At 70.9% G+C, this 20,604-nt stretch carries 18 protein-coding genes; 12 read left to right on the forward strand and 6 right to left on the reverse strand.

The window, feature by feature from the left end; translation table 11 throughout:
- Window positions 1–217: 217 nt before the first annotated feature.
- Window positions 218–1,240 (reverse strand): L,D-transpeptidase family protein, encoded by a 1,023-nt coding sequence (locus tag ACZ4Z5_RS21955; protein WP_468265383.1) that lies wholly within the window; start codon window positions 1,238–1,240, stop codon window positions 218–220.
- A 202-nt stretch (window positions 1,241–1,442) separates the two neighbouring features.
- Here ACZ4Z5_RS21955 and ACZ4Z5_RS21960 point away from each other — a divergent pair, with 202 nt between their 5' ends.
- Window positions 1,443–3,023, forward strand: a complete 1,581-nt coding sequence (locus tag ACZ4Z5_RS21960; protein ID WP_468265233.1) for an acyl-CoA mutase large subunit family protein — start codon at window positions 1,443–1,445, stop codon at window positions 3,021–3,023.
- A gap of 90 nt (window positions 3,024–3,113) precedes the next feature.
- Window positions 3,114–3,770: a leucine efflux protein LeuE gene (gene leuE / locus ACZ4Z5_RS21965; RefSeq protein WP_468265234.1), complete on the forward strand. Its 657-nt coding sequence runs from the start codon at window positions 3,114–3,116 to the stop codon at window positions 3,768–3,770.
- Between the two features lie 290 nt (window positions 3,771–4,060).
- Here the strand turns inward: leuE and ACZ4Z5_RS21970 are convergent, their stop codons facing one another.
- Window positions 4,061–5,512, reverse strand: coding sequence for an FAD-dependent oxidoreductase (locus tag ACZ4Z5_RS21970; protein WP_468265236.1), 1,452 nt, complete (start codon window positions 5,510–5,512; stop codon window positions 4,061–4,063).
- 62 nt (window positions 5,513–5,574) lie between these two features.
- On the opposite strand from ACZ4Z5_RS21970, the gene ACZ4Z5_RS21975 reads away from it, so the two are divergent.
- The 9 genes from ACZ4Z5_RS21975 (at window position 5,575) to ACZ4Z5_RS22015 (ending at window position 15,288) form a co-directional block, all read left to right on the forward strand.
- A complete protein-coding gene (locus ACZ4Z5_RS21975; protein ID WP_468265238.1) occupies window positions 5,575–6,219 on the forward strand; it encodes a TetR/AcrR family transcriptional regulator C-terminal domain-containing protein in 645 nt (214 codons plus the stop codon).
- Between the two features lie 129 nt (window positions 6,220–6,348).
- Window positions 6,349–7,572 (forward strand): amidohydrolase, encoded by a 1,224-nt coding sequence (locus ACZ4Z5_RS21980; RefSeq protein ID WP_468265385.1) that lies wholly within the window; start codon window positions 6,349–6,351, stop codon window positions 7,570–7,572.
- A 140-nt stretch (window positions 7,573–7,712) separates the two neighbouring features.
- Window positions 7,713–8,765 (forward strand): BMP family lipoprotein, encoded by a 1,053-nt coding sequence (locus tag ACZ4Z5_RS21985; RefSeq protein ID WP_468265240.1) that lies wholly within the window; start codon window positions 7,713–7,715, stop codon window positions 8,763–8,765.
- A gap of 216 nt (window positions 8,766–8,981) precedes the next feature.
- Complete coding sequence (locus ACZ4Z5_RS21990; protein WP_468265387.1) at window positions 8,982–10,568, forward strand: ABC transporter ATP-binding protein; 1,587 nt, start codon at window positions 8,982–8,984, stop codon at window positions 10,566–10,568.
- A complete protein-coding gene (locus tag ACZ4Z5_RS21995; RefSeq protein WP_468265242.1) occupies window positions 10,565–11,677 on the forward strand; it encodes an ABC transporter permease in 1,113 nt (370 codons plus the stop codon). The genes ACZ4Z5_RS21990 and ACZ4Z5_RS21995 overlap by 4 nt, the downstream gene beginning before the upstream one ends.
- Entirely contained in the window at window positions 11,674–12,945 is a 1,272-nt protein-coding gene (locus ACZ4Z5_RS22000; protein ID WP_468265244.1) for an ABC transporter permease, read from the forward strand. Before ACZ4Z5_RS21995 ends, ACZ4Z5_RS22000 begins: the two co-directional genes overlap by 4 nt.
- The gene (locus ACZ4Z5_RS22005; RefSeq protein ID WP_468265246.1) at window positions 12,942–13,343 is read left to right on the forward strand and encodes a cytidine deaminase; all 402 of its coding nucleotides are present in this window, start codon (window positions 12,942–12,944) and stop codon (window positions 13,341–13,343) included. The genes ACZ4Z5_RS22000 and ACZ4Z5_RS22005 overlap by 4 nt, the downstream gene beginning before the upstream one ends.
- Before the next feature lie 137 nt (window positions 13,344–13,480).
- Window positions 13,481–14,758, forward strand: a complete 1,278-nt coding sequence (locus tag ACZ4Z5_RS22010; RefSeq protein WP_468265248.1) for a thymidine phosphorylase — start codon at window positions 13,481–13,483, stop codon at window positions 14,756–14,758.
- A 185-nt stretch (window positions 14,759–14,943) separates the two neighbouring features.
- Window positions 14,944–15,288, forward strand: a complete 345-nt coding sequence (locus ACZ4Z5_RS22015; RefSeq protein ID WP_468265250.1) for an STAS domain-containing protein — start codon at window positions 14,944–14,946, stop codon at window positions 15,286–15,288.
- On the opposite strand, the gene ACZ4Z5_RS22020 is transcribed toward ACZ4Z5_RS22015, so the two are convergent.
- From ACZ4Z5_RS22020 to ACZ4Z5_RS22030, 3 genes are all read right to left on the reverse strand, one after another.
- Complete coding sequence (locus ACZ4Z5_RS22020) at window positions 15,184–16,179, reverse strand: sigma-70 family RNA polymerase sigma factor (RefSeq protein ID WP_468265252.1); 996 nt, start codon at window positions 16,177–16,179, stop codon at window positions 15,184–15,186. The two genes, ACZ4Z5_RS22015 and ACZ4Z5_RS22020, sit on opposite strands and share 105 nt — an antisense overlap.
- 137 nt (window positions 16,180–16,316) lie before the next feature.
- Complete coding sequence (locus ACZ4Z5_RS22025; RefSeq protein WP_468265254.1) at window positions 16,317–17,012, reverse strand: L,D-transpeptidase family protein; 696 nt, start codon at window positions 17,010–17,012, stop codon at window positions 16,317–16,319.
- Between the two features lie 154 nt (window positions 17,013–17,166).
- Entirely contained in the window at window positions 17,167–18,477 is a 1,311-nt protein-coding gene (locus ACZ4Z5_RS22030) for an MFS transporter (protein WP_468265256.1), read from the reverse strand.
- Window positions 18,478–18,539: 62 nt separating this feature from the next.
- On the opposite strand from ACZ4Z5_RS22030, the gene ACZ4Z5_RS22035 reads away from it, so the two are divergent.
- The gene (locus ACZ4Z5_RS22035) at window positions 18,540–19,505 is read left to right on the forward strand and encodes a LysR family transcriptional regulator (RefSeq protein ID WP_468265389.1); all 966 of its coding nucleotides are present in this window, start codon (window positions 18,540–18,542) and stop codon (window positions 19,503–19,505) included.
- A 154-nt stretch (window positions 19,506–19,659) separates the two neighbouring features.
- Here the strand turns inward: ACZ4Z5_RS22035 and ACZ4Z5_RS22040 are convergent, their stop codons facing one another.
- Complete coding sequence (locus ACZ4Z5_RS22040; protein WP_468265258.1) at window positions 19,660–20,340, reverse strand: alpha/beta fold hydrolase; 681 nt, start codon at window positions 20,338–20,340, stop codon at window positions 19,660–19,662.
- Between the last annotated feature and the right edge of the window lie 264 nt (window positions 20,341–20,604).

Consider the following 20,604-nt stretch of genomic DNA (forward strand, 5'->3'; position numbering starts at 1 on the left):
CGAGAGGCGTGACGGAGGGGCGTGACACGGGGGTGTGACACTTTTCGGCCTCCCGGCGCAGAGATAAGTGAGCCGACTGGTCATCGGCGGCGCAGCAGCCGGGGTTCCCCCCGTACCTACGGCTTTGCGCACCGGCGCGGGCGGGACACGTTCCCCCGATCCCGCCCGCGCCCTCACTCTCTCCCTCTCGCGCTTCCCTCGCCGATGTGCCGGGGCGTCACCAGTAGACGACCACCTCGTCGCCGGTGCGGACCTGCGCGAAGACGGATGCGATCTTCCCCTTGTCCCGGACGTTGACGCAGCCGTGCGAGGCGCCGCCGTAGCCGCGGGCCGCGAAGTCCGCGGAGTAGTGCACCGCTTGGCCGCCGCTGAAGAACATCGCGTACGGCATGGGCGTGTCGTAGAGCGTCGACACGTGGTTCCGGGACTTCCAGTACACGGTGAACCGCCCCTCGCGGGTGGGTGTGTACTGCGAGCCGAAGCGGACGTCCATCGACGAGACGACGCGGCCGTCGATCATCCAGGCGAGGGTGCGGCTGGTCTTGCTGATGCACAGCACCCGGCCGGTCATACAGCGCGGATCCGGTGCGGCCACCGGACGGGTGGTCGGCGGATGCAGCTCCGAGCGGGTGGGCCTGCGGGTCGTGGCGAGCAGGCGCTGCCAGGTGGCGCCGTCCGTGCTGCCGGTCCGGGGCAGGCCCCGGGCGCCCTGGAAGGTCCTGACGGCGGAGGCGGTGAGCGTGCCGTAGTAGCCGGTGGGGCTGCGGTCGAAGTGCCCGCCCTGGCGCAGCCGCGCCTGGAGTTCCCGCACCCGCTCGCCCTGCGAGCCCTCGGCCATCAGGGGCTCGGGCTCGGGCGGCGGCTCGGGCGCCTGCTTCGTCGTGGGCGACGCCGGGCGGGTGGGCGATGCCGCTACGGGCGCCGGCGGGGCGGACGGGGCAGGCGGGGCGGACGCGGTGGCGCCCGGCCGCGCCGCGCCGGGCTTGGCGTCCCCGGGGGCCGCCGACGCGCCCGGGGGCGGTGCCCCCTGCGGGCCGCAGGCCGTCGAACCCAACACCGCCGCGGTGACCGCCGCCGCGCCCAGCGCCCTGCCGACGACGGATACCCGGACGGTCCGTCTGCGCCCGGCCGGTGCATGGTCGGCCGGTGCGTGTGCGGCCGGTCCGTGACCGGTTGATCCCTGTACGGCGGGTACCCGTACGGCCGGTACCCGCGCGGCATATCCGTTCGCGGCAGACATCCGGTGCATCGCCACCCCCATCGACCCCTGTGTCCGATAGGACAGATTCCCGGGCCGCCCGGTTGCGGAATCCCGCGCATGATGGGGAAGAGGCCCGTGGCGCGGCGCTGGGCGGTCCGCCGTCGAGCCGGTCGGTACGGTCAGTGGGTCTGTCGGTACCGGTCAGTGGAAAGAGTCGGTGTTCTACCGGGAGGCACACCACATGGCGCGCGAATCGGAGTCGGGACTGCCCATCGAGCGGGTCTACGGACCGCCCGCGCTGGACGGGTGGGACCCGGCCGAGAAGCTGGGTGAGCCGGGGGCCTATCCCTTCACCCGCGGCGTCTACCCCTCCATGTACACCGGCCGGCCGTGGACGATGCGCCAATACGCCGGTTTCGGCACGGCCGTCGAGTCGAACGCCCGCTACAAGCAGCTGATCGCCAACGGCACCATGGGGCTCTCCGTCGCCTTCGACCTGCCCACCCAGATGGGCCATGACTCCGACGCGCCGATCGCGCACGGCGAGGTGGGCAAGGTCGGCGTCGCCATCGACTCGATCGACGACATGAGGGTGCTGTTCGACGGGATCCCGCTGGACAGGGTCTCCACCTCGATGACCATCAACGCCCCCGCCGCGGTCTTGCTGCTGCTCTACCAGCTGGTCGCGGAGGAGCAGGGAGTCGGCGCCGGCCGGCTGACCGGGACCATCCAGAACGACGTCCTCAAGGAGTACATCGCCCGGGGGACGTACATCTTCCCGCCGAAACCGTCGCTGCGCCTGATCGCGGACATCTTCAAGTACTGCCGGACCGAGATCCCCCGGTGGAACACCATCTCGATCTCCGGCTACCACATGGCCGAGGCTGGTGCCTCGCCCGCGCAGGAGGTCGCGTTCACCCTCGCCGACGGTATCGAGTACGTGCGTACCGCCGTCGCGGCCGGCATGGACGTCGACGAGTTCGCGCCACGGCTGTCGTTCTTCTTCGTCGCGCGTACGACGATCCTGGAGGAGGTCGCCAAGTTCCGTGCCGCGCGCCGGATCTGGGCCCGTGTCATGCGTGAGGAATTCGGCGCGGAGGACCCCAAGTCGATGATGCTGCGCTTCCACACCCAGACCGCGGGGGTGCAGCTCACGGCGCAGCAGCCGGAGGTCAATCTGGTCCGCGTCGCCGTCCAGGCCCTCGCGGCGGTACTCGGCGGCACGCAGTCGCTCCACACCAACTCCTTCGACGAGGCGATCGCGCTGCCCACCGACAAGTCCGCCCGGCTGGCCCTGCGCACCCAGCAGGTCCTCGCCCACGAGACCGACGTCACGGCCACTGTGGACCCGTTCGCCGGTTCCTATGCCGTCGAGCGGATGACCGACGAGGTGGAGGCCGCGGCCCTGGGCCTGATGGCGCGGGTCGAGGACCTGGGCGGCGCCGTGAACGCCATCGAGCGCGGCTTCCAGAAGAGCGAGATCGAGCACAGTGCCTACCGCATCGCCAAGGAGACCGACAGCGGCGAGCGCGTCGTGGTCGGCGTCAACCGTTTCCGGCTCGACGAGGAGGAGCCCTACGAGCCGCTGCGCGTCGACCCGGCGATCGAGGCCCAGCAGGCCGAACGCCTGGCCCGGCTGCGCGCCGAGCGCGACCGGCCGGCCGTCGACGCCGCGCTGGCCGCCCTGAAGAAGGCGGCCGCGGGCGACGACAACGTCCTCCACCCGATGAAGGACGCGCTCAGGGCCCGGGCCACCGTCGGCGAGGTCTGCAACGCGCTCCGCGAGGTGTGGGGGACATACGAGCCGTCAGACGTGTTCTGACCCGGCAGCCGGCACCCGGCAGCCCGCACCCGGCACCGCATGGTGGACGCCCGGGGCGCAGTGTCGTACCTCTGTGCGACACTCCGCTGCATGCTGGGTGTCACCGACCTTCCGACCTATCTCGCGGGCCTCGTCCTGATCATCCTGCTGCCCGGGCCGAACTCGCTCTACGTCCTGTCGGTCGCCGCCCGGCGCGGGGTGCGGGCGGGATACACCGCCGCGGCCGGAGTGTGGTGCGGTGACACCGTCCTCATGGTGCTGTCGGCGGCCGGCGCCGCCTCCTTGCTCCAGACCAACGCGCTGCTCTTCGGCATCGTCAGGATCGCGGGCGCGGGCTACCTCACCTGGCTGGCCGTCGGCATGCTCCGTGCCGCGTGGTCCCTGTGGCGGAACCGCCGGGAGAGGGCCGCGGAGGTGGTGGCGGACACCGCAGGGTCCGACGAGGCCGAGCGGCCGTTCCGCCGGGCGTTCGTGATCAGCCTGTTCAACCCGAAGGCGATCCTGTTCCTGGTCTCGTTCTTCGTGCAGTTCGTCGACCCCGGCTACGCCTACCCCGCGCTCTCGTTCCTGGTCCTGGGCACGCTGCTGCAGCTGGGCAGCTTCCTCTACCTGTCCGTGCTGATCTTCGGCGGGACCCGCCTGGCTGCCGCGTTCCGCCGCCGCAGGACGCTCTCCGCGGCGGCCACCTCGGCGGCCGGTGCGCTGTTCCTCGGCTTCGCGCTGAAGCTGTCGCTCGCCAGCGCGTGACGCACGTCCGCGCGTGACGCCCGCAGTACGTCGTCAGGTGGTGCGCAGGCCCAGGTGACGCCCATCCGGGCGCGTGACGCCCCCTCCTCGTCCCGGCGGCGTGACCTCCCACCGCGTGCCTCCTCGCGTGGTACGACCTCCCTCCTCGGGTCCGACGGCCTTGCGTCCGATGGCTTGCATCCGACGGCCTTGTGTCCGGCAGACTTCACACGGCTCCGTCCCGGGGCCTGTGTGCCCGACGCCCCGCACGCACTCTGCACCCGCACCCACGCGCGCGCCCCCGATGCGTCTCACGCCCCCATGACACCCGCCAGGTACTCCCGCAGACCGGACGCGGTGTCGTCGCCCGCCCAGCCGACGTAGCCGTCCGGGCGGATCAGGAAAAGCCCCCGCCCGTACGCTTCGTACGCATCGATCCGGTGCACCCGGACCCGCACCCTCTCCTCGTCGAGGGCGGGCGCGTCCGTCCCGACCGCGAGCAGGGTGAAGTGCGGTCCGCGGAAGACGTCGAACAGCCGCCGGCCGGGCCCGTCCGGCCCGTCCGGTGCACGGTCGCCCGCCCGGAGCGCGCCCTCCGGCAGATCGGGCCGCGTCTCCGCGGAGAGCGGACCGCCCCGGTAGCCGAGGCCGAGCTGCCGGGTCTGCCGGCCCCGCCGGGCCTCGCCGCGGTGGATGGCGGTCGACAGGCCGAGCATCGCCGCGGCGACCGGCATCCGCTCCTCCTCGTACGAGTCGAGCAGGGACTCGGGAGCGCCGCCGCGCAGCACCTGGCCGAGCTTCCAGCCGAGGTTGTACGCGTCCTGGACGCTGGTGTTCAGGCCCTGCCCGCCCGCCGGTGAGTGCACATGGGCGGCATCGCCGGCGAGGAACACCCGGCCGTCCCGGAACCGGTCCGCCATGGCCGCGCGCGGCCGGAAGTCCGAGGCCCATCGCACCTCGGCGACCTGGCCGGCGGTGAGATGGCTGCGGTCGGCGACCAGCCGCCGCACCCCGTCGGTCGAGACGTCCGGGGTGCCGTGCACGAACTGCGCGATCAGCTGGAAGTCGTCCGTGCCGGGCAGCGGGCACAGGGCGGTGTAACCGTCCCGCCCGGTGAAGAAGTGCCAGTTGTCCCGGTCGAGTCCGGACACGCGGACGTCGGCGACCAGTATGGGCGAGGGGTCGACCGTCTCCCCGGTCATGCCGAGCCCCAGACCCGTACGGACCGTGCTCCGCCCACCGTCCGCCGCTATCGCGTACCGCGCGCGCACCTCGCGCACCGCTCCGTCCGTATCCGCGAGCCGGGCCGTCACCGTTTCCGCGTCCTGGGTGAGCTCCAGCAGCTCGCAGCCGAAGGAGACGTCCCCGCCGAGCTCGCGGAGCCGGGCGAACAGGATGTCCTGGGTGCGCCACTGGGGGAGCATCCAGGGCTCGCCGTACGGCTCGGCGGGGGTCGGCGCGGCCCGTTCGAACATGTCGTGCTCGCCTTGGCGCTCGCCGTCCTGCCAGAGCATGCCGACCGGGGCGGGTCCGCCGGCCGCCCGTACCGCCTCGATGACGCCCAGGTCGTCGAGGACCTCCATGGTGCGCGGTTGGAGGCCCTTGCCCCGGGAGCCGGGGAAGAGCCCGGTCGCCTTCTCGACGGCCAGGGCGGTGACGCCGCGGCGGGCGAGGTCGCAGGCGAGAGCGAGACCGGTCGGCCCGGCGCCCACCACCAGGACGTCGACCGGCGCGGGGCTTTGCTTAACGCTGTTAAGTGCCATGTCTCGACCATGCCCTTAACGCCGTTAAGCCGTCAATCCCTTAACGGCGTTAAACTTCTCGGGTGGCACCTACGAAGATCGACCGCGCCCGGGTCGCGGACACCGCACTGCGCCTGCTCAACGAGGTCGGCCTGGAAGGCCTGACCCTGCGGGCCATCGCCAGGGAGCTGGACGTGAAGGCGCCGGCCCTCTACTGGCACTTCGAGGACAAGCAGGCGCTGCTCGACGAGATGGCCACCGAGATGCTGCGCCGGATGACGGCCGACATGCTGCAGCCGGCTCCCGAGGACTGGCGGGAGGCCCTCACCGCCGCCATGCGCGGCCTGCGCGAGCATCTGCTGCGCTACCGGGACGGCGCCAAGGTCTACAGCGGGACGCACTTCACCGATGACAGCCACGGAGCCCCCATGGAGGCGTACCTGGGCATGCTCGCCGACGCCGGCCTCGGCCCCTCCGGCGCCGCGCGGGCCTGGATGACCGCGTACTGCTACACGATCGGGTACGTCACCGAGGAGCAGTCGTGGGGCGGTGAGCGTCCGGTCGATCTGGCCGCCCGCGCCGAGCGGCTGAAAGAGCACCCCACCGCGGCGGCGGTCGGCGAGGAGATGTTCCGCAACCACGAGGCGGGCTTCGAGGCGGGTCTCGCCGCCGTTGTCGCAGGTCTGGCCGCCACACTGCTCCCGAAGGGTGGCGCGCAAAGCGGGTGAGTTTACCCACCGGATACGGACCGCATGCGCAGGGTGGCCAATTTTCTTTCCCCTATCGGGCTGAACTTTTGTTGATCGGCGGCCAATTGACCCGTCCGGGGGCTTAACCTTCAACAGGTGAACCAGTTGATGTCCCGCGAGTCCGAAACCCACCTCCCCGGGGAAGAACCCCTGCACGGCACGCTTCCCGAGTCGCTGCGTACCGAGCTGATCGCCTTCCGCCGGGACCTCCACATGCACCCGGAACTGGGCAACCAGGAGTTCCGCACCACCGCCGCGATCAAGGCGCGGCTGGCGGCGGCGGGCCTGGAGCCACGGGTGCTGGACGGCGGGACCGGCCTCATCTGCGACGTCGGCACCTGGGACGGCGAGCGCCCCATGCTGGCGCTGCGCGCGGACATCGACGCCCTGCCCATCCCCGACACCAAGACCGGGGTCGCCTACCGCTCGACGGTCCCCGACCGCGCCCACGCCTGCGGCCACGACGTGCACACCACCGTCGTCCTCGGCGCCGGACTGGTGCTCGCCGCGCTCGACCGCGATGGCCGGCTGCCCAACGCGGTCCGGTTGATCTTCCAGCCCGCCGAGGAGGTGCTCCCCGGCGGTGCGGCCGACGCCATCGAGTGCGGGGTGCTGGACGGAGTCGGCAAGATCATCGCGGTGCACTGCGACCCCCGCGTGGACTCGGGCCGGATCGGGCTGCGCACGGGTCCCATCACCTCCGCCTGCGACCGGCTGGAGATCGTCCTCGACGGGCCCGGCGGCCACACCGCGCGGCCGCACCTGACGACCGATCTGGTCACGGCAGCCGCCAAGGTGGTCACCGAGGTCCCGGCCCTGCTCGCCCGCCGGATCGACTCCCGTGCCGGCCTGGCCGTCACCTGGGGCCGCATCGAGTCCGGTCACGCATGCAACGTGATCCCGCAGCACGCCGAGCTGTCCGGCACCGTGCGCTGCCTCGACCTCGTCGCCTGGCGCGAGGCCCCCGACCTGGTCCACGCGGCCGTCGACGAGATCGCGACACTGCACCGGGCCAAGTCGGAGATCAACTACGTCCGCGGCGTCCCTCCGGTGGTCAACGACTCCGCCGTCACCGAACTGCTCCGCGAGGCCATGGTCGCGCGCCGGGGCCAGCCGTCGGTCGAGGACACCGAGCAGAGCCTCGGCGGCGAGGACTTCTCCTGGTACCTCGAGCACGTGCCCGGTGCGATGGCCAGGCTGGGCGTCCGGGTCCCGGGCAGCGCCGTCAAACTCGACCTCCACCGGGGCGACTTCGACGTCGACGAAGAGGCCATCCGAGTCGGCGTCGAGCTCTTCACGGCGGCCGCTCTCCTCGATGGACACCGTAAGTAATCGGACAGTTAAACCTTCGTTCGCGTCGATCCGATAACAGCTGTCGAAGGGGCCTTTACCTGACATCTACGCGCGTTACGATCGCCGCGAAGCCAGCGCCGGAAGTGGCGCTTTCGGTCAGGTTTAAAAGGAGCCTTCCAGTGCGCCGGATCACCAGGATCGCCACCGTGGGCATCGCGTCCGCGGCTCTCGCACTGTCCGCCACCGCTTGTGGCGGCAAGACGTCCTCCGAGGGTGCCTCGGAGAAGACCAGTGGCGCCAGCGCCGCCATCGCCTACGACATCGGTGGCCGCGGTGACCAGTCGTTCAACGACGCCGCCTTCGCGGGTCTCGAGAAGGCCGAGAAGGACCTCGGCATCAAGGGCAGCGAAGCCGAGCCGTCCGAGGGCGAGTCGGACGCCGACAAGGTCCAGCGTCTCACCGAGCTGGCCCGTGCCGGCAACAACCCGGTGATCGGCGTGGGCTTCGCCTACGCGCCGGCCATCAAGAAGGTCGCCGAGAAGTTCCCGAAGACCACCTTCGGCATCATCGACGACACCTCGGTGCAGGGTAAGAACATCGCCAACATGGTGTTCAACGAGGAGCAGGGCTCCTACCTCGCCGGCGTCGCCGCCGCCAAGGCCACCAAGACCAACAAGGTCGGCTTCATCGGCGGTGTCGAGGTGCCGCTGATCAAGAAGTTCGAGGCGGGCTTCGTCCAGGGCGTCAAGGACACCAACCCCAAGGCCGAGGTGCTCACCCAGTACCTGACCCAGCCGCCGAACTTCGACGGTTTCGCCAAGCCGGACCTCGGCAAGGCCGCCGCCCAGGGCCAGCTCGACAAGGGCGCCGACGTGGTCTACCACGCTGCGGGCCTGGCCGGCTCCGGTGCGATCGAGGCCGCCGCGAAGGCCGGCAAGTGGGCCATCGGTGTGGACTCCGACCAGTACAGCCAGAAGGGTCTGGCCGCCTACAAGGACAAGATCCTGACCTCGGTCACCAAGGACGTCTCCGACGCGGTCTACAACCTGATCAAGTCGGTCAAGGACGGCAAGCCGCAGTCCGGTGAGGTCCGTTACGGCCTGGACAAGGACGGCGTCGGCCTGGCCGACTCGAACCCCGAGTACACCAAGAACGCCGCTCTGACCGCCGCCGTCGAGAAGGCGAAGCAGGACATCATCTCCGGCAAGATCACCGTCAAGACCGCGCCGTAACACGCCAGGTCGGTACGGAAGTCCGCGGGTCCGGGGGCGTGGCAGCAGCCACCCTCCCGGACCCCGGAAGGCGTTCTGCAGTACACTTTTACGATTCGGCAGCGCTACGCGCGTAGACCGCCACTTGGCGCGATAGTTTCGCCCCGCCCTGCCGTCAGTGCTTCCGGCACTGCGCTCCCCAGCCCCCCTGCTCCTTCCCGCCAAGGAGAGTGCGTCATCAACGCGTCCAGCCCTCCTGCCGCAGTAGAACTGCGCGGCATCACCAAGCGCTTCCCCGGCGTCGTCGCCAACCACGACATCGACATCACCGTCCGCAAGGGCACCGTGCACGCCCTGATCGGTGAGAACGGTGCCGGCAAGTCCACCCTGATGAAGATCCTCTACGGCATGCAGAAGCCGGACGAGGGCACCATCACCATCGACGGTGAACAGGTCAGCTTCCACAGCCCTGCCGACGCCATCGCCCGTGGCATCGGCATGGTCCACCAGCACTTCATGCTGGCCGACAACCTCACGGTGCTGGAGAACGTCGTTCTGGGCGGCGAGAAGCTCCACGGCATCGGCGCCAAGGCTCGTAAGAAGATCCTGGAGATCTCCGACGCGTACGGTCTGAACATCCGCCCCGACGCCCTCGTCGAGGAGCTGGGCGTGGCCGACCGCCAGCGTGTGGAGATCCTCAAGGTCCTCTACCGGGGTGCCCGGACCCTGATCCTCGACGAGCCGACCGCGGTGCTCGTCCCGCAGGAGGTCGACGCGCTCTTCGACAACCTGCGCGAGCTCAAGTCCGAGGGCCTGACCGTCATCTTCATCTCGCACAAGCTGGGCGAGGTCCTGTCGGTGGCCGACGACATCACCGTCATCCGCCGCGGCACCACCGTGGGCACCGCCGATCCGGCGAACACCACGCCCAAGCAGCTCGCCGAGCTGATGGTCGGCAGCGAGCTGCCGTCCCCGGAGACGCGCGAGTCGACGGTCACGGCCGTTCCGATGATCCAGGTGCGGGACCTGCGGCTGTCGGCCACCGACCCCGACGGCGTGGTGCGCGAGGTGCTGGGCGGCATCGGCTTCACCATCCACAAGGGCGAGGTCATGGGCATCGCCGGCGTCGAGGGCAACGGCCAGACCGAGCTCATCGAGGCCCTGATGGGCATGCGCGACCCGGACGCCGGTGTCATCACGCTCGACGGTGCCGACATCTCCCACGCGCCCACCCGCAGGCGCCGCGAGGACGGCATCGGCTACATCCCGGAGGACCGCCACCGGCACGGTCTGCTGCTGGAGTCCCCGCTCTGGGAGAACCGCATCCTCGGCCACGTCACCGAGGCGCCCAACAGCAAGCGCGGCATCCTCGACCCGAAGGCGGCCCGCAAGGACACCGAGCGGATCGTCCGCGAGTACGACGTCCGCACCCCCGGCATCGACGTCACCGCGGCCTCCCTCTCCGGCGGCAACCAGCAGAAGCTGATCGTCGGCCGCGAGATGAGCCACAACCCCAAGTTCCTCATCGCCGCGCACCCCACCCGGGGCGTCGACGTCGGTGCGCAGGCACAGATCTGGGACCAGATCCGGGAGGCCCGCCGCGAGGGTCTCGCCGTGCTGCTGATCTCCGCCGACCTCGACGAGCTGATCGGTCTGTCCGACTCCCTGCGCGTCATGTACCGCGGCCGCCTGGTCGCGGACGCGGACCCCGCGACGATCACTCCGGAGGAGCTCGGCACCGCCATGACCGGTGCCGCCACCGGTCACCTCGAAGCCCACGACCACGGCTCCACCGAGGGCCCCGAACACGGTGATGCCCGATGAAGAAATTCGACAAGGACAAGCTGCTCCTGGGCATCGCCGGTCCGGTGCTCGCGCTGGCCGTGGCCTTCGTGCTGACCGCCATCGTGCTGCTGGCGTCCGACCGCAACCCGATCGAGCCGTTCACCCTGATGTTCGAGTCGGCGAGCTACGTCGACATCCAGGTGCTCATCCTCAACCAGACCGGCACGTACTACCTGGCGGCCCTCGCGGTGGCCATCGGTTTCCGGATGAACCTGTTCAACATCGGTGTCGACGGCCAGTACCGGCTCGCCGCGATGCTCTCGGCCGTGGTGGGCGCGTCCGTGACGCTGCCCGGCCCGCTGCACATCCTGCTCATCGTCGTCACCGCGATGCTGGTCGGCGCGTTCTGGGCCGGAATCGCCGGCATCCTCAAGACCACCCGCGGCGTCAGCGAGGTCGTCTCCACGATCATGCTGAACGCGATCGCCACCAGCCTGATCGCCTGGCTGATCCTGCCCGCCAACCTCGGCGTGCAGCCCGAGGGCTCGAACGACCTCACCAGTGGTGAGATCGCCGAGTCGGGCTGGTTCCCCGGCCTGGACACCGGCGACGGCGGCGTGATCTACGGCTTCACCTTCGTGGCGTTCGCCCTGGGCATCGTCTACTGGTTCGTCCTCAACCGCACCCGCTTCGGCTTCGACCTGCGCGCCACCGGCGCCAGCGAGACCGCGGCGCAGGCCTCCGGTGTCGACGCCAAGAAGATGGTCCTCACCGCCATGCTGATCTCGGGTGCCGTGGCCGGCCTGGCCGGTCTGCCGACCCTGCTGGGCGACACCCACACCTACAGCCTCAGCTTCCCCACGGGTGTCGGCTTCACGGGCATCACCATCGCGCTGCTCGGCCGCAACAACCCGATCGGCATCTTCTTCGCCGCGCTGCTCATGTCCTTCCTGGACAAGGCATCGGCCTCCCTCGACCAGCACGGCTACGAGAAGGAGATCGCCACGATCATGCAGGGCCTGATCGTGATCTCGGTCGTCGTGTCCTACGAACTCGTCCGCCAGTACGGGCTGCGCCGTCAGCAGCAGAAGGTCGGCGAGGAACTCGCCGCCGCCGCCCGGAAGAACCGTGAGGAGGTGGCGGCATGACCGAGTCCACCAGCACCGTTACGGCTGCGTCTGCCGCGCCCAAGAAGGGCGGCGGCAGCCGCAAGCTGACCCTGCCCGTCATCATGCTGATCATCGCGGGCGGACTGCTCCTGTTCTCGCTGACCCGCATGATCAGCGGGGCGAACGACCTCACCTCCGTCGGCCAGGTCTCCGGCGCGCTCAAGCTCGCCGTCCCGATCGGCCTCGCCGGCCTCGGCGGCCTCTGGGCCGAGCGTGCGGGCGTCGTCAACATCGGCCTCGAGGGCATGATGATCCTCGGCACCTGGTTCGGTGCCTGGGCCGGCTTCCAGTGGGGCCCCTGGACCGGTGTCGTGATGGGCATCGTCGGCGGCTGCCTCGGCGGCCTGCTGCACGCGATCATCACCGTGACGTTCAACGTCAACCACATCGTGTCCGGTGTCGCCGTCAACATCCTGGCCGTCGGCGCCACCCGCTACCTGTCGAACTTCACCTTCGCCCAGGCCGAGGGCGGCTCCTCCAAGCAGTCGCCGCGCATCGACCAGATCACCGAGATCACCGTTCCCGGGCTGTCGGACGCGCTGGCGGACCTCCAGGCCAAGCACTGGTTCTTCGTCTCCGACCTGGCCGGCGTGCTCGGCGGTCTGGTGACCAACCTGTCGCTGCTGACGGTCGTCGCCATCCTGCTGTTCCCCGCCACCTGGTGGATCCTGTGGCGCACCGGCTTCGGCCTGCGCCTGCGCTCCTGCGGTGAGAACCCGGTGGCCGCCGAGACCCTCGGTGTGAACGTCTACAAGTACAAGTACATCGCGGTGATCGTCTCCGGCGGTCTCGCCGGACTCGCGGGTGCCTTCCTCGCCATCGTGTCGACCGGCATCTACCAGGAGGGCCAGACCGGCGGCCGCGGCTACATCGGTCTCGCCGCGATGATCTTCGGTAACTGGATGCCCGGCGGTCTCGCGCTCGGCGCCGGCCTCTTCGGCTTCACCGACAGCCTCAAGCTGCGCGGCGGTGCCGAGAACGTCCACGCCATGCTCCTGCTGCTGGCGATCCTGCTGCTGCTCGCCGTCGCCTGGCAGCTCTACAAGAAGAAGCACTGGCAGGCCGGCGTCTGCTTCGGCGTCTCCGGGCTGCTCTTCGCCTGGTACGCCCTGACGGACGCGCTGCCCAGCCAGTTCGTGGACGCCGCGCCTTACGTCACCACCCTGCTGGTCCTGGCGCTCTCCGCGCAGCGGCTCCGGCCGCCGAAGGCGGACGGTCTGCCGTACAAGAAGGGCCAGGGCAAGTGAGCCAGGCCGCCGGGTTCGACTGGGAGGCGCTGCGCGCGGAGGCCCGCGAGGCGATGTCCCGTGCGTACGCCCCCTACTCGGGATACCCGGTCGGTGCGGCCGCGCGCGTCGACGACGGCCGGATCGTCACCGGCTGCAATGTCGAGAACGCCTCGTACGGCCTCGGCCTGTGTGCCGAGTGCGGTCTGGTCTCCGCGCTGCGGCTGACCGGCGGCGGTCGGCTGACGCACTTCACGTGCGTCGACGGCAAGGGCGAGATCCTGATGCCGTGCGGCCGGTGCCGTCAGCTGCTCTACGAGTTCGGCGGTCCGGAGATGCTGCTGGAGACACCGGAGAACGGGGTGCTGCCCCTCTCGGAGATGCTTCCGCAGGCCTTCGGCCCGGAGCGGCTGCCCTAGGACCCCTCGACAGGGCCGGGCGCCCGTCCGCTCCCGGCCCCCGCGGCCCTTCCGCTCCGGTGGAGGGGCCGCCCCTTTTCTCCTCTATGCGCGTAGAGTCGCGCGTAGCGCACGTACCACCCGCCGGAAGGAATCCCATGGACGCCATCTCCGTCATCCGCACCAAGCGGGACCGGGGCGAACTGAGCCCCGAACAGATCGACTGGGTCATCGACGCGTACACCCGCGGCGAGGTCGCCGACGAGCAGATGTCGGCGCTGGCGATGGCGATCCTGCTCAACGGCATGAACCGCGAGGAGATCGCCCGCTGGACCGCGGCGATGATCGCGTCGGGCGAGCGCATGGACTTCTCCTCGCTGTCCCGTCCCACCGCGGACAAGCACTCCACCGGCGGTGTCGGGGACAAGATCACGCTGCCGCTCGCCCCGCTCGTCGCCGCCTGCGGCGCCGCGGTGCCGCAGCTCTCCGGCCGCGGTCTCGGCCACACCGGCGGAACCCTCGACAAGCTGGAGTCCATCCCCGGCTGGCGTGCCCTGCTCTCCAACGAGGAGATGCTGCACGTCCTCGACACCACCGGCGCGGTGATCTGCGCGGCGGGCGACGGCCTGGCCCCCGCCGACAAGAAGCTCTACGCGCTCCGCGACGTCACCGGCACCGTCGAGGCGATCCCGCTGATCGCCTCGTCGATCATGTCCAAGAAGATCGCCGAGGGCACCGGTTCGCTGGTCCTCGACGTGAAGGTCGGCACCGGCGCGTTCATGAAGAACATCGAGGACGCCCGTGAGCTGGCCTCCACCATGGTCGGCCTGGGCACCGACCACGGCGTCAAGACCGTTGCCCTGCTCACCGACATGTCGACCCCGCTCGGCCTCACCGCCGGCAATGCCCTCGAGGTCCGTGAGTCGGTCGAGGTCCTGGCCGGCGGCGGCCCCGCGGACGTCGTCGAGCTGACCATCGCCCTGGCCCGCGAGATGCTCGACGCGGCAGGCGTCAAGGACGCCGACCCGGCGAAGGCCCTCGCCGACGGCTCCGCCATGGACGTCTGGCGCCGCATGATCGCCGCGCAGGGCGGCGACCCGGAGGCGGAACTGCCCGTCGCCCGCGAGCAGCACGTGATCACCGCGCCGGCCTCGGGTGTCCTCACCCGCCTCGACGCCTACGACGTCGGCGTCGCCGCCTGGCGCCTCGGCGCGGGCCGCGCCCGCAAGGAGGACCCGGTGCAGGCCGGCGCGGGCGTCGAGATCCACGCCAAGCCCGGTGACACGGTCACCGCGGGCCAGCCCCTGCTGACGCTGCACACGGACACCCCGGAGAAGTTCGGTTACGCGCTCCAGTCCCTCGGTGCGGCGTACGACATCGCCCCCGCGGGCACGGACTTCACCCCGAACCCGATCGTTCTGGACCGCATCGCCTGATGCCCCTCTGACCTGCGACGACCCTTTCGGGCGAACGGGACCGGCGGACCCCCGCCGGTCCCGTTCGGCATGCTGGGACCGGTGAAGGCGTCTGCCTCGGGACGGGCGCGCTTCCCCGTGTGAGCCCGCCGATGGACCCATCGCGATGAGTTCCGTCCTCCTCGGCGGTCACCTTCGGTGTGGACATGACCGAACCGAGCACCCTGGTCCTCACGGGCCCCGCCGTCGCCCCCGCCGACGTGCCTCTCCTGTGCGCACGCGTCGCCGCCCTCCACGGGGCCGGTGCCTCCGCGATCGTGTGCGATGCCACCGCCGTCACACAGGCCGACCTGACGGCGGTCGAGGCACTGACCCGGATGAGGCTGGTCGCGAGGCGGCACGGGTGCCGGTTCACGGTCCGGTACCCGACGCCCGCACTGTGCGCGCTACTCGTCCTGACCGGGCTCTTCGAGGTGCTCGGGGAGGCCGAACAGCGGGAACCAGCGGTCGGTGTCCAGGAAGGCGTTGAGCCCGACGATCGTGCCGTCTGAGATCTCGATGACCTGGAGTGCCCACGGCCGGTGGCCGGGGCCGTCCTCACGGGGGCGGTACTGGCCGAACGCGGGCGTGCCGTTGGCCACCGTCGGTATGAGGCGGGAGCCCTTGCAGCCGATGCCCTGGCCCAGGTGCCAGGCGGCGATGTCCGCCCGGCCGCGCAGCCACAGGTCGTAGGGCGGCATGGACAGTGTGGCGTCCTCGTGGAGCAGTGCGGTCAGAGCCTCGATGTCGTACCCCTCGAAGGCCGTCACATACCGGTCGAGGAGTCGGCGCTGGTCGTCGTCGAGGGGGTCGGCCGGGTCCGTCTCGCGGGGTGGGGCGTCGGCCAGGGTCGCCCTGGCCCGCTGGAGGGCGCTGTTCACCGACGCGACGGTGGTGTCCAGTAGCTCGGCGACCTCACTCGCCCTCCAGGCCAGCACCTCGCGCAGGATCAGCACGGCGCGCTGCTTGGGCGGCAGGTGCTGGAGCGCGGCGACGAAGGCCAGCCGGACCGACTCGCGGGCGACGGCGGTGTCCGCCGGGTCGGCGACGGCGGGCATCACCCGGGCGTCGGGGACCGGCTCCAGCCAGGTGGCCTCCGGCCGGGTGCTCAGCACCGCGGACGCCTGCGGCTGCGGAGAGGACAGGTCCATGGGGCGGGCCCGCCGGTTCCCGGCGTTCAGCATGTCCAGACAGACGTTCGTCGCGATGCGGTAGAGCCAGGAGCGCAGCGAGGAGCGCCCTTCGAAGCGGTCGAGGCTGCGCCATGCCCGGACCAGCGTGTCCTGGACGGCGTCCTCCGCCTCGAAGGAGGAACCCAGCATCCGGTAGCAGTAGCCGGTCAGCTCGACGCGGTACTGCTCCAGCCGGGATTCCGGTTCAGTGCTCGTTGCGAGTTCAGTCATGGGGTCCACCCCTGTAGCCCGAAGCCCCGACACCCTTCGGTACCGGCGCTTCGGAAACTACAGGAGGGGACTGACAATCGCGCCCGGGCGTGTGGTTCCGGGCGCCGCCCGCCCGGAACCACACGTACCGCGGACGCTCAGGTGCCGGGCTTCCGGCCGTACACGAAGACGTCGTCGCCGTTCCGGAGCAGGCTCCAGTACTTCTTCGCGTCCGCCGTCCGCATGTTGACGCAGCCGTGCGAGCCGGGCGGCGCCCAGACGCTGATGCCCACGGAGTGGAACGCCTGGCCGCCGTCGAAGAACTGGCTGTACGGCATCGGCACCTTGTAGATCGACGAGACGTGGTCGATGTCCCGCCAGTAGATCTTCTTCAGCCCGGTCCGGGTCTCGTAGCCGTCACGGCCGGACCGCACTGGTACCGGCCCGTACACCAGCTTGGAACCGTCCTGGATCCAGCTGAGCTGGAGGCTCAGGTTCACACAGGCGATGCGGCCCTTGTCGGTCGGGCACTTGCCGTCCTTGTTCGGGTTGGTCCCGACGGCCTTCTGCTTGTTCATCAGGTCCATGACCGACCAGGTCAGCGGTCCTGCGTACCCGGCGTTCGGGTAGATCTGGTGCTTGGTCTGGAAGGCCTTGATCGCCTGGCAGTCGGCGGCCGACTGCCGGCCGTCCACCGGGCGGCCGAGGAACTTCTCGACCTGCTTCTGGTACGGGCCGGCCGACGTCGTACACGACGCCGCCTGCGCCGAACCGGTCCCCATGGCGAGGGTCAGCGGGGCCACCAGAGCGGTGACACCCAGAGTGACGAGTCCTCGTCTGCGTATGTCCCCCACGGCTGTCGACTCCTCCATACGGGCGCGTGGTGCATTTGTCGCCTGGTAGACAGCCGGAGGGGGGTCCGGAGTTGCCCCCGGAGGGGGACGTTTCTGTAACAGATCGTGATCTTGTCGCGGGGTGCCACGTGGTGTCGGGGTGGGCCGCCGAGGGTCAGCCGCGGGCGGCGGACATGGTCACGACGCGACGCTCGGCACGCGCACGGTGTGTCCCGTACAGGGTGATCGACACCACACCCAGGACGGCCAGCAGCCCCAGCAGCACCGTGGCCGGCCAGCCGCCCGCGTGGAACGCGATCGCGCCGAGGGTGCCGCCCGCACTGCTGCCCAGGTAGTACGCCGACTGGTACAGCGCCGAGGCCTGGGCCCGGCCGGTCTTCGCGGTCCGGCTCACCGCCGCCGAGGCGACGGCGTGTCCGGCGAAGAAACCCGCCGTGATCAGCACGAGACCGGCGAGCACCGCGGCGATCGTGTCCGCGAGCGAGACCAGCAGACCCGTGGCGGTCGTCCCGACCGCCAGGTACAGCGCGCCGCGGCGGCCCAGCCGGCCCACCAGTCTCCCGGCCGCGGCCGAGGACACGGTGCCCACCAGGTACACCAGGAAGATCGAGCCGACCACGCCCTGCGCCAGCCCGAACGGTGCCGCCACCAGTCGGTAGCCGATGACCGTGTACACCGCACCGAACACGGTCATGAACAGCGCGCCGATCCCGTACAGCCGCATCAGGAGCGGGTCCGACAGGTGTCCGCGGACGGTGCGGGCGAGCGACCGCGGCTGGAGCGAGGCGGGGGCGAAGTTCCGCGCCCGGGGGAGCAGCAGCCGGAAGACCACCGCGCATACCAGCGCCAGCACACCGGCCGCACCCAGCGCCGTGCGCCAGCCGGCCAGTTGGGCCACCCAGCCGGTGACGATCCGGCCGCTCATCCCGCCGATGCTGTTGCCCGCCACGAACAGGCCGATCGCGCCGACCAGCGCCTTGGGCCGGACCTCCTCGGCGAGGTACGCCATCGCCGACGCCGGCAGCCCGGCCAGTGCGGCGCCCTGCACGGCGCGCAGCGCCACCAGCCACCCCAGGGTCGGCGCGAAGGGCACCAGCAGTCCGGTCACGACGGCGACCGCCAGCGACACCGTCATCATCCTGGACCGTCCGAACCGTTCCGACAGCGCGCTCAGCGGCAGCACGCACAGCGCAAGCGCACCCGTCGCCGCGGAGACCGTCCAGCTGGCCTGCCCCGCGGTCACGCCGAACTCGTCGGAGACGGCGGGGAGCAGGGCCTGCGTGGAGTAGAGGAGGACGAAGGCCGCCATGCCCGCGGCGAAGAGCGCGAAGCTCATCCGGCGGTAGCCGGTGTGTCCCGGAGCGGTCTGCCGGGCGGAAGCGCCGGACGGGGAGGGAGACGACTGACGGGACGACGAGGGGGAGGCGCCCACGGTGGTGGACGCCCCGGTACTGGCGGGAGACATACGACGACCGTAGGCACCCCCGCCTGATGCGTCCAATGCGTGGAATGGCGATAATCATTCCACTGATGCATGAGCGATGGTCAGGAGCGCGCGTGTCACTGAACAGTTACGAAGAAGACATCCAGGCGGGCACCAGGCTGATGCTCGCCCCGCGGCTCGCCTACTTCGCCGCCGTGGCCCGCCACGAGCATGTCACCCGCGCCGCACAGGACCTCGGCGTGCCCCAGTCGACCCTCTCCCGGGCCATCGTCCGCCTCGAAGAGGACCTCGGCGTCACGCTGTTCGCCCGCAGGGGCCGCACCGTCTCGCTCACCCCCGCCGGCCGCACCTTCCTCGGCTCCGTCGAGCGTGCCCTCACCGAGGTGGGGAAGGCCGCCGAGTCCGTGCGCGCCGACGCCGACCCCGCGGCGGGCAAGGTCGCGTTCGGCTTCCTCCACACCATGGGCTGGGAGACCGTACCCGAACTCCTGCGCGCCTTCCGCGTCGACCATCCCCGCGTCCGCTTCCAGCTCGTGCAGAACTACGGCGAGGCGATGATCGAACGGCTGCGGACCGGCGACCTCGACCTGTGCCTGACCTCGCCCGTGCCGGACGCCCCCGGCCTCGTCTCCCGCCGGCTCGACGAACAGCGGCTGCGGCTCGTCGTTCCCGAGGACCACCGGCTCGCCTCCCGCAAGCGCATCCGGCTCGCCGAGGCCGCCGACGAGATGTTCGTGACCCTCGAACCGGGCTACGGGCTGCGCCGCATCACCGACGACCTCTGTCGGCAGGCCGGGTTCGCACCGCGGATCGCTTTCGAGGGCGAGGAGGCAGAGACCCTCCGCGGTCTGGTGGCGGCGGGGCTCGGGGTGGCCCTGCTGCCGCCCCCGGGAGTGGCCCGCCCCGGCGTCGTCGAACTCACCGTCACCGCACCCCGCGCCGTCCGCGAGATCGGCGTGGCCTGGCTCGACGGACACCCCGACACCCCGCCGGTCGCAGCGTTCAAGCGGTTCCTGCTCTCCCGGCGGGGACGCCTGCTGTCCGACTGACGGTGCCGTCCGGCTCGGCGGTGCTGTCCGACTGACGGTGCTGTCCGGCTCGGCGGTGCTGTCCGGCGATGGTGCTGTCCGGCTCGGCGGTGCCGTCCGGCGGCGGTGCCGTCCGGTCGCGCCGTGCCGTCCGGCAGGCCGACGCCGTAAGGCGTCAGTACCGCAGCGACTTCCCGAAACCCGCCGCCAGTGGCATCCGCAGGCCCAGCGGCGGGGGAGCGGCCAGCGCGTCCGCGACCGGGCGGGTGAACGGCCGGGACAGCAGCGAACCCGTCACGAAGTCGGCGGCCAGCGCCAGGACTTCCCGGCGGTGCTGGCGCAGCGCGTTCCCGTCGGTGTGCACCTCGAACCGGCACACGTTCCGGTTCGCCTTCTTGATGCGCTCCGCCAGCCGGAACGACAACTCCGGATCCGTGCGGGCGTCATCGGTGCCGTGCACGATCAGCACCCGCTTGCCGGCCAGCTGCCGCACCGGCTCCGGCTCGGCGGCCATGTCGTCCTCGGGCAGCCAGGGCGCCATCGCCAGGACCGAGGTGACGGCGGGGTGTGCGGCGGCCCGGAGTGCGGCCCGTCCGCCCATGCCGTGCCCGGCCAGGCAGACCGGAACGTCCCCGTAGCGCCGGACGAGCTCCTCCACGGCCCAGGCCGCGTCCGCCGCCAACCGGGCGTCGGTGCCGTTCCAGCCGCGCGAGCGGTACCGCACCACATGGGCGACGAGTCCGTCCTCGCCACCGGCCCGGACCAACGCACGGGCCAGTGGCCACACCGAGGCGTACGCGAGGACGGAGGGTCCTCGTCCCGAGACCGGGTCGCCGTCCGGCAGGGTCAGCACCACGGCGCCGACGGCCGAGTCCGCCCCGCTCGCGCGAACGGCCCGGCCGAGCCGCGCACGCTGCGGATTACCGTTCGTTCGGACTTCCGTTCGTTCCCACAGTGCGGTCGCCGGACCGCCGCGGCCGGAGGGCCGCCCCCACCACCGGGGCAGTGCGTTCTGTCCCATGGCAGAACACTCTCAGAAGCGGAGATGTACTCCACCCGTCCTGCCGGTCACTGTTACATATCGACGTCGGGTCGGGGCCCGGTGCTCTACGCGCGTAGG

Source organism: Streptomyces sp. NPDC030222, assembly GCF_055573115.1.

Bases quoted from the DNA above. Each gene is read 5' to 3' on its own strand.
- ACZ4Z5_RS21955 (WP_468265383.1), bottom strand. From the start codon at position 1,240: ATGTCTGCCGCGAACGGATATGCCGCGCGGGTACCGGCCGTACGGGTA.
- ACZ4Z5_RS21960 (WP_468265233.1), top strand. From the start codon at position 1,443: ATGGCGCGCGAATCGGAGTCGGGACTGCCCATCGAGCGGGTCTACGGA.
- leuE (WP_468265234.1), top strand. From the start codon at position 3,114: ATGCTGGGTGTCACCGACCTTCCGACCTATCTCGCGGGCCTCGTCCTG.
- ACZ4Z5_RS21970 (WP_468265236.1), bottom strand. From the start codon at position 5,512: ATGGCACTTAACAGCGTTAAGCAAAGCCCCGCGCCGGTCGACGTCCTG.
- ACZ4Z5_RS21980 (WP_468265385.1), top strand. From the start codon at position 6,349: ATGTCCCGCGAGTCCGAAACCCACCTCCCCGGGGAAGAACCCCTGCAC.
- ACZ4Z5_RS21995 (WP_468265242.1), top strand. From the start codon at position 10,565: ATGAAGAAATTCGACAAGGACAAGCTGCTCCTGGGCATCGCCGGTCCG.
- ACZ4Z5_RS22000 (WP_468265244.1), top strand. From the start codon at position 11,674: ATGACCGAGTCCACCAGCACCGTTACGGCTGCGTCTGCCGCGCCCAAG.
- ACZ4Z5_RS22010 (WP_468265248.1), top strand. From the start codon at position 13,481: ATGGACGCCATCTCCGTCATCCGCACCAAGCGGGACCGGGGCGAACTG.
- ACZ4Z5_RS22015 (WP_468265250.1), top strand. From the start codon at position 14,944: ATGACCGAACCGAGCACCCTGGTCCTCACGGGCCCCGCCGTCGCCCCC.
- ACZ4Z5_RS22020 (WP_468265252.1), bottom strand. From the start codon at position 16,179: ATGACTGAACTCGCAACGAGCACTGAACCGGAATCCCGGCTGGAGCAG.
- ACZ4Z5_RS22030 (WP_468265256.1), bottom strand. From the start codon at position 18,477: ATGTCTCCCGCCAGTACCGGGGCGTCCACCACCGTGGGCGCCTCCCCC.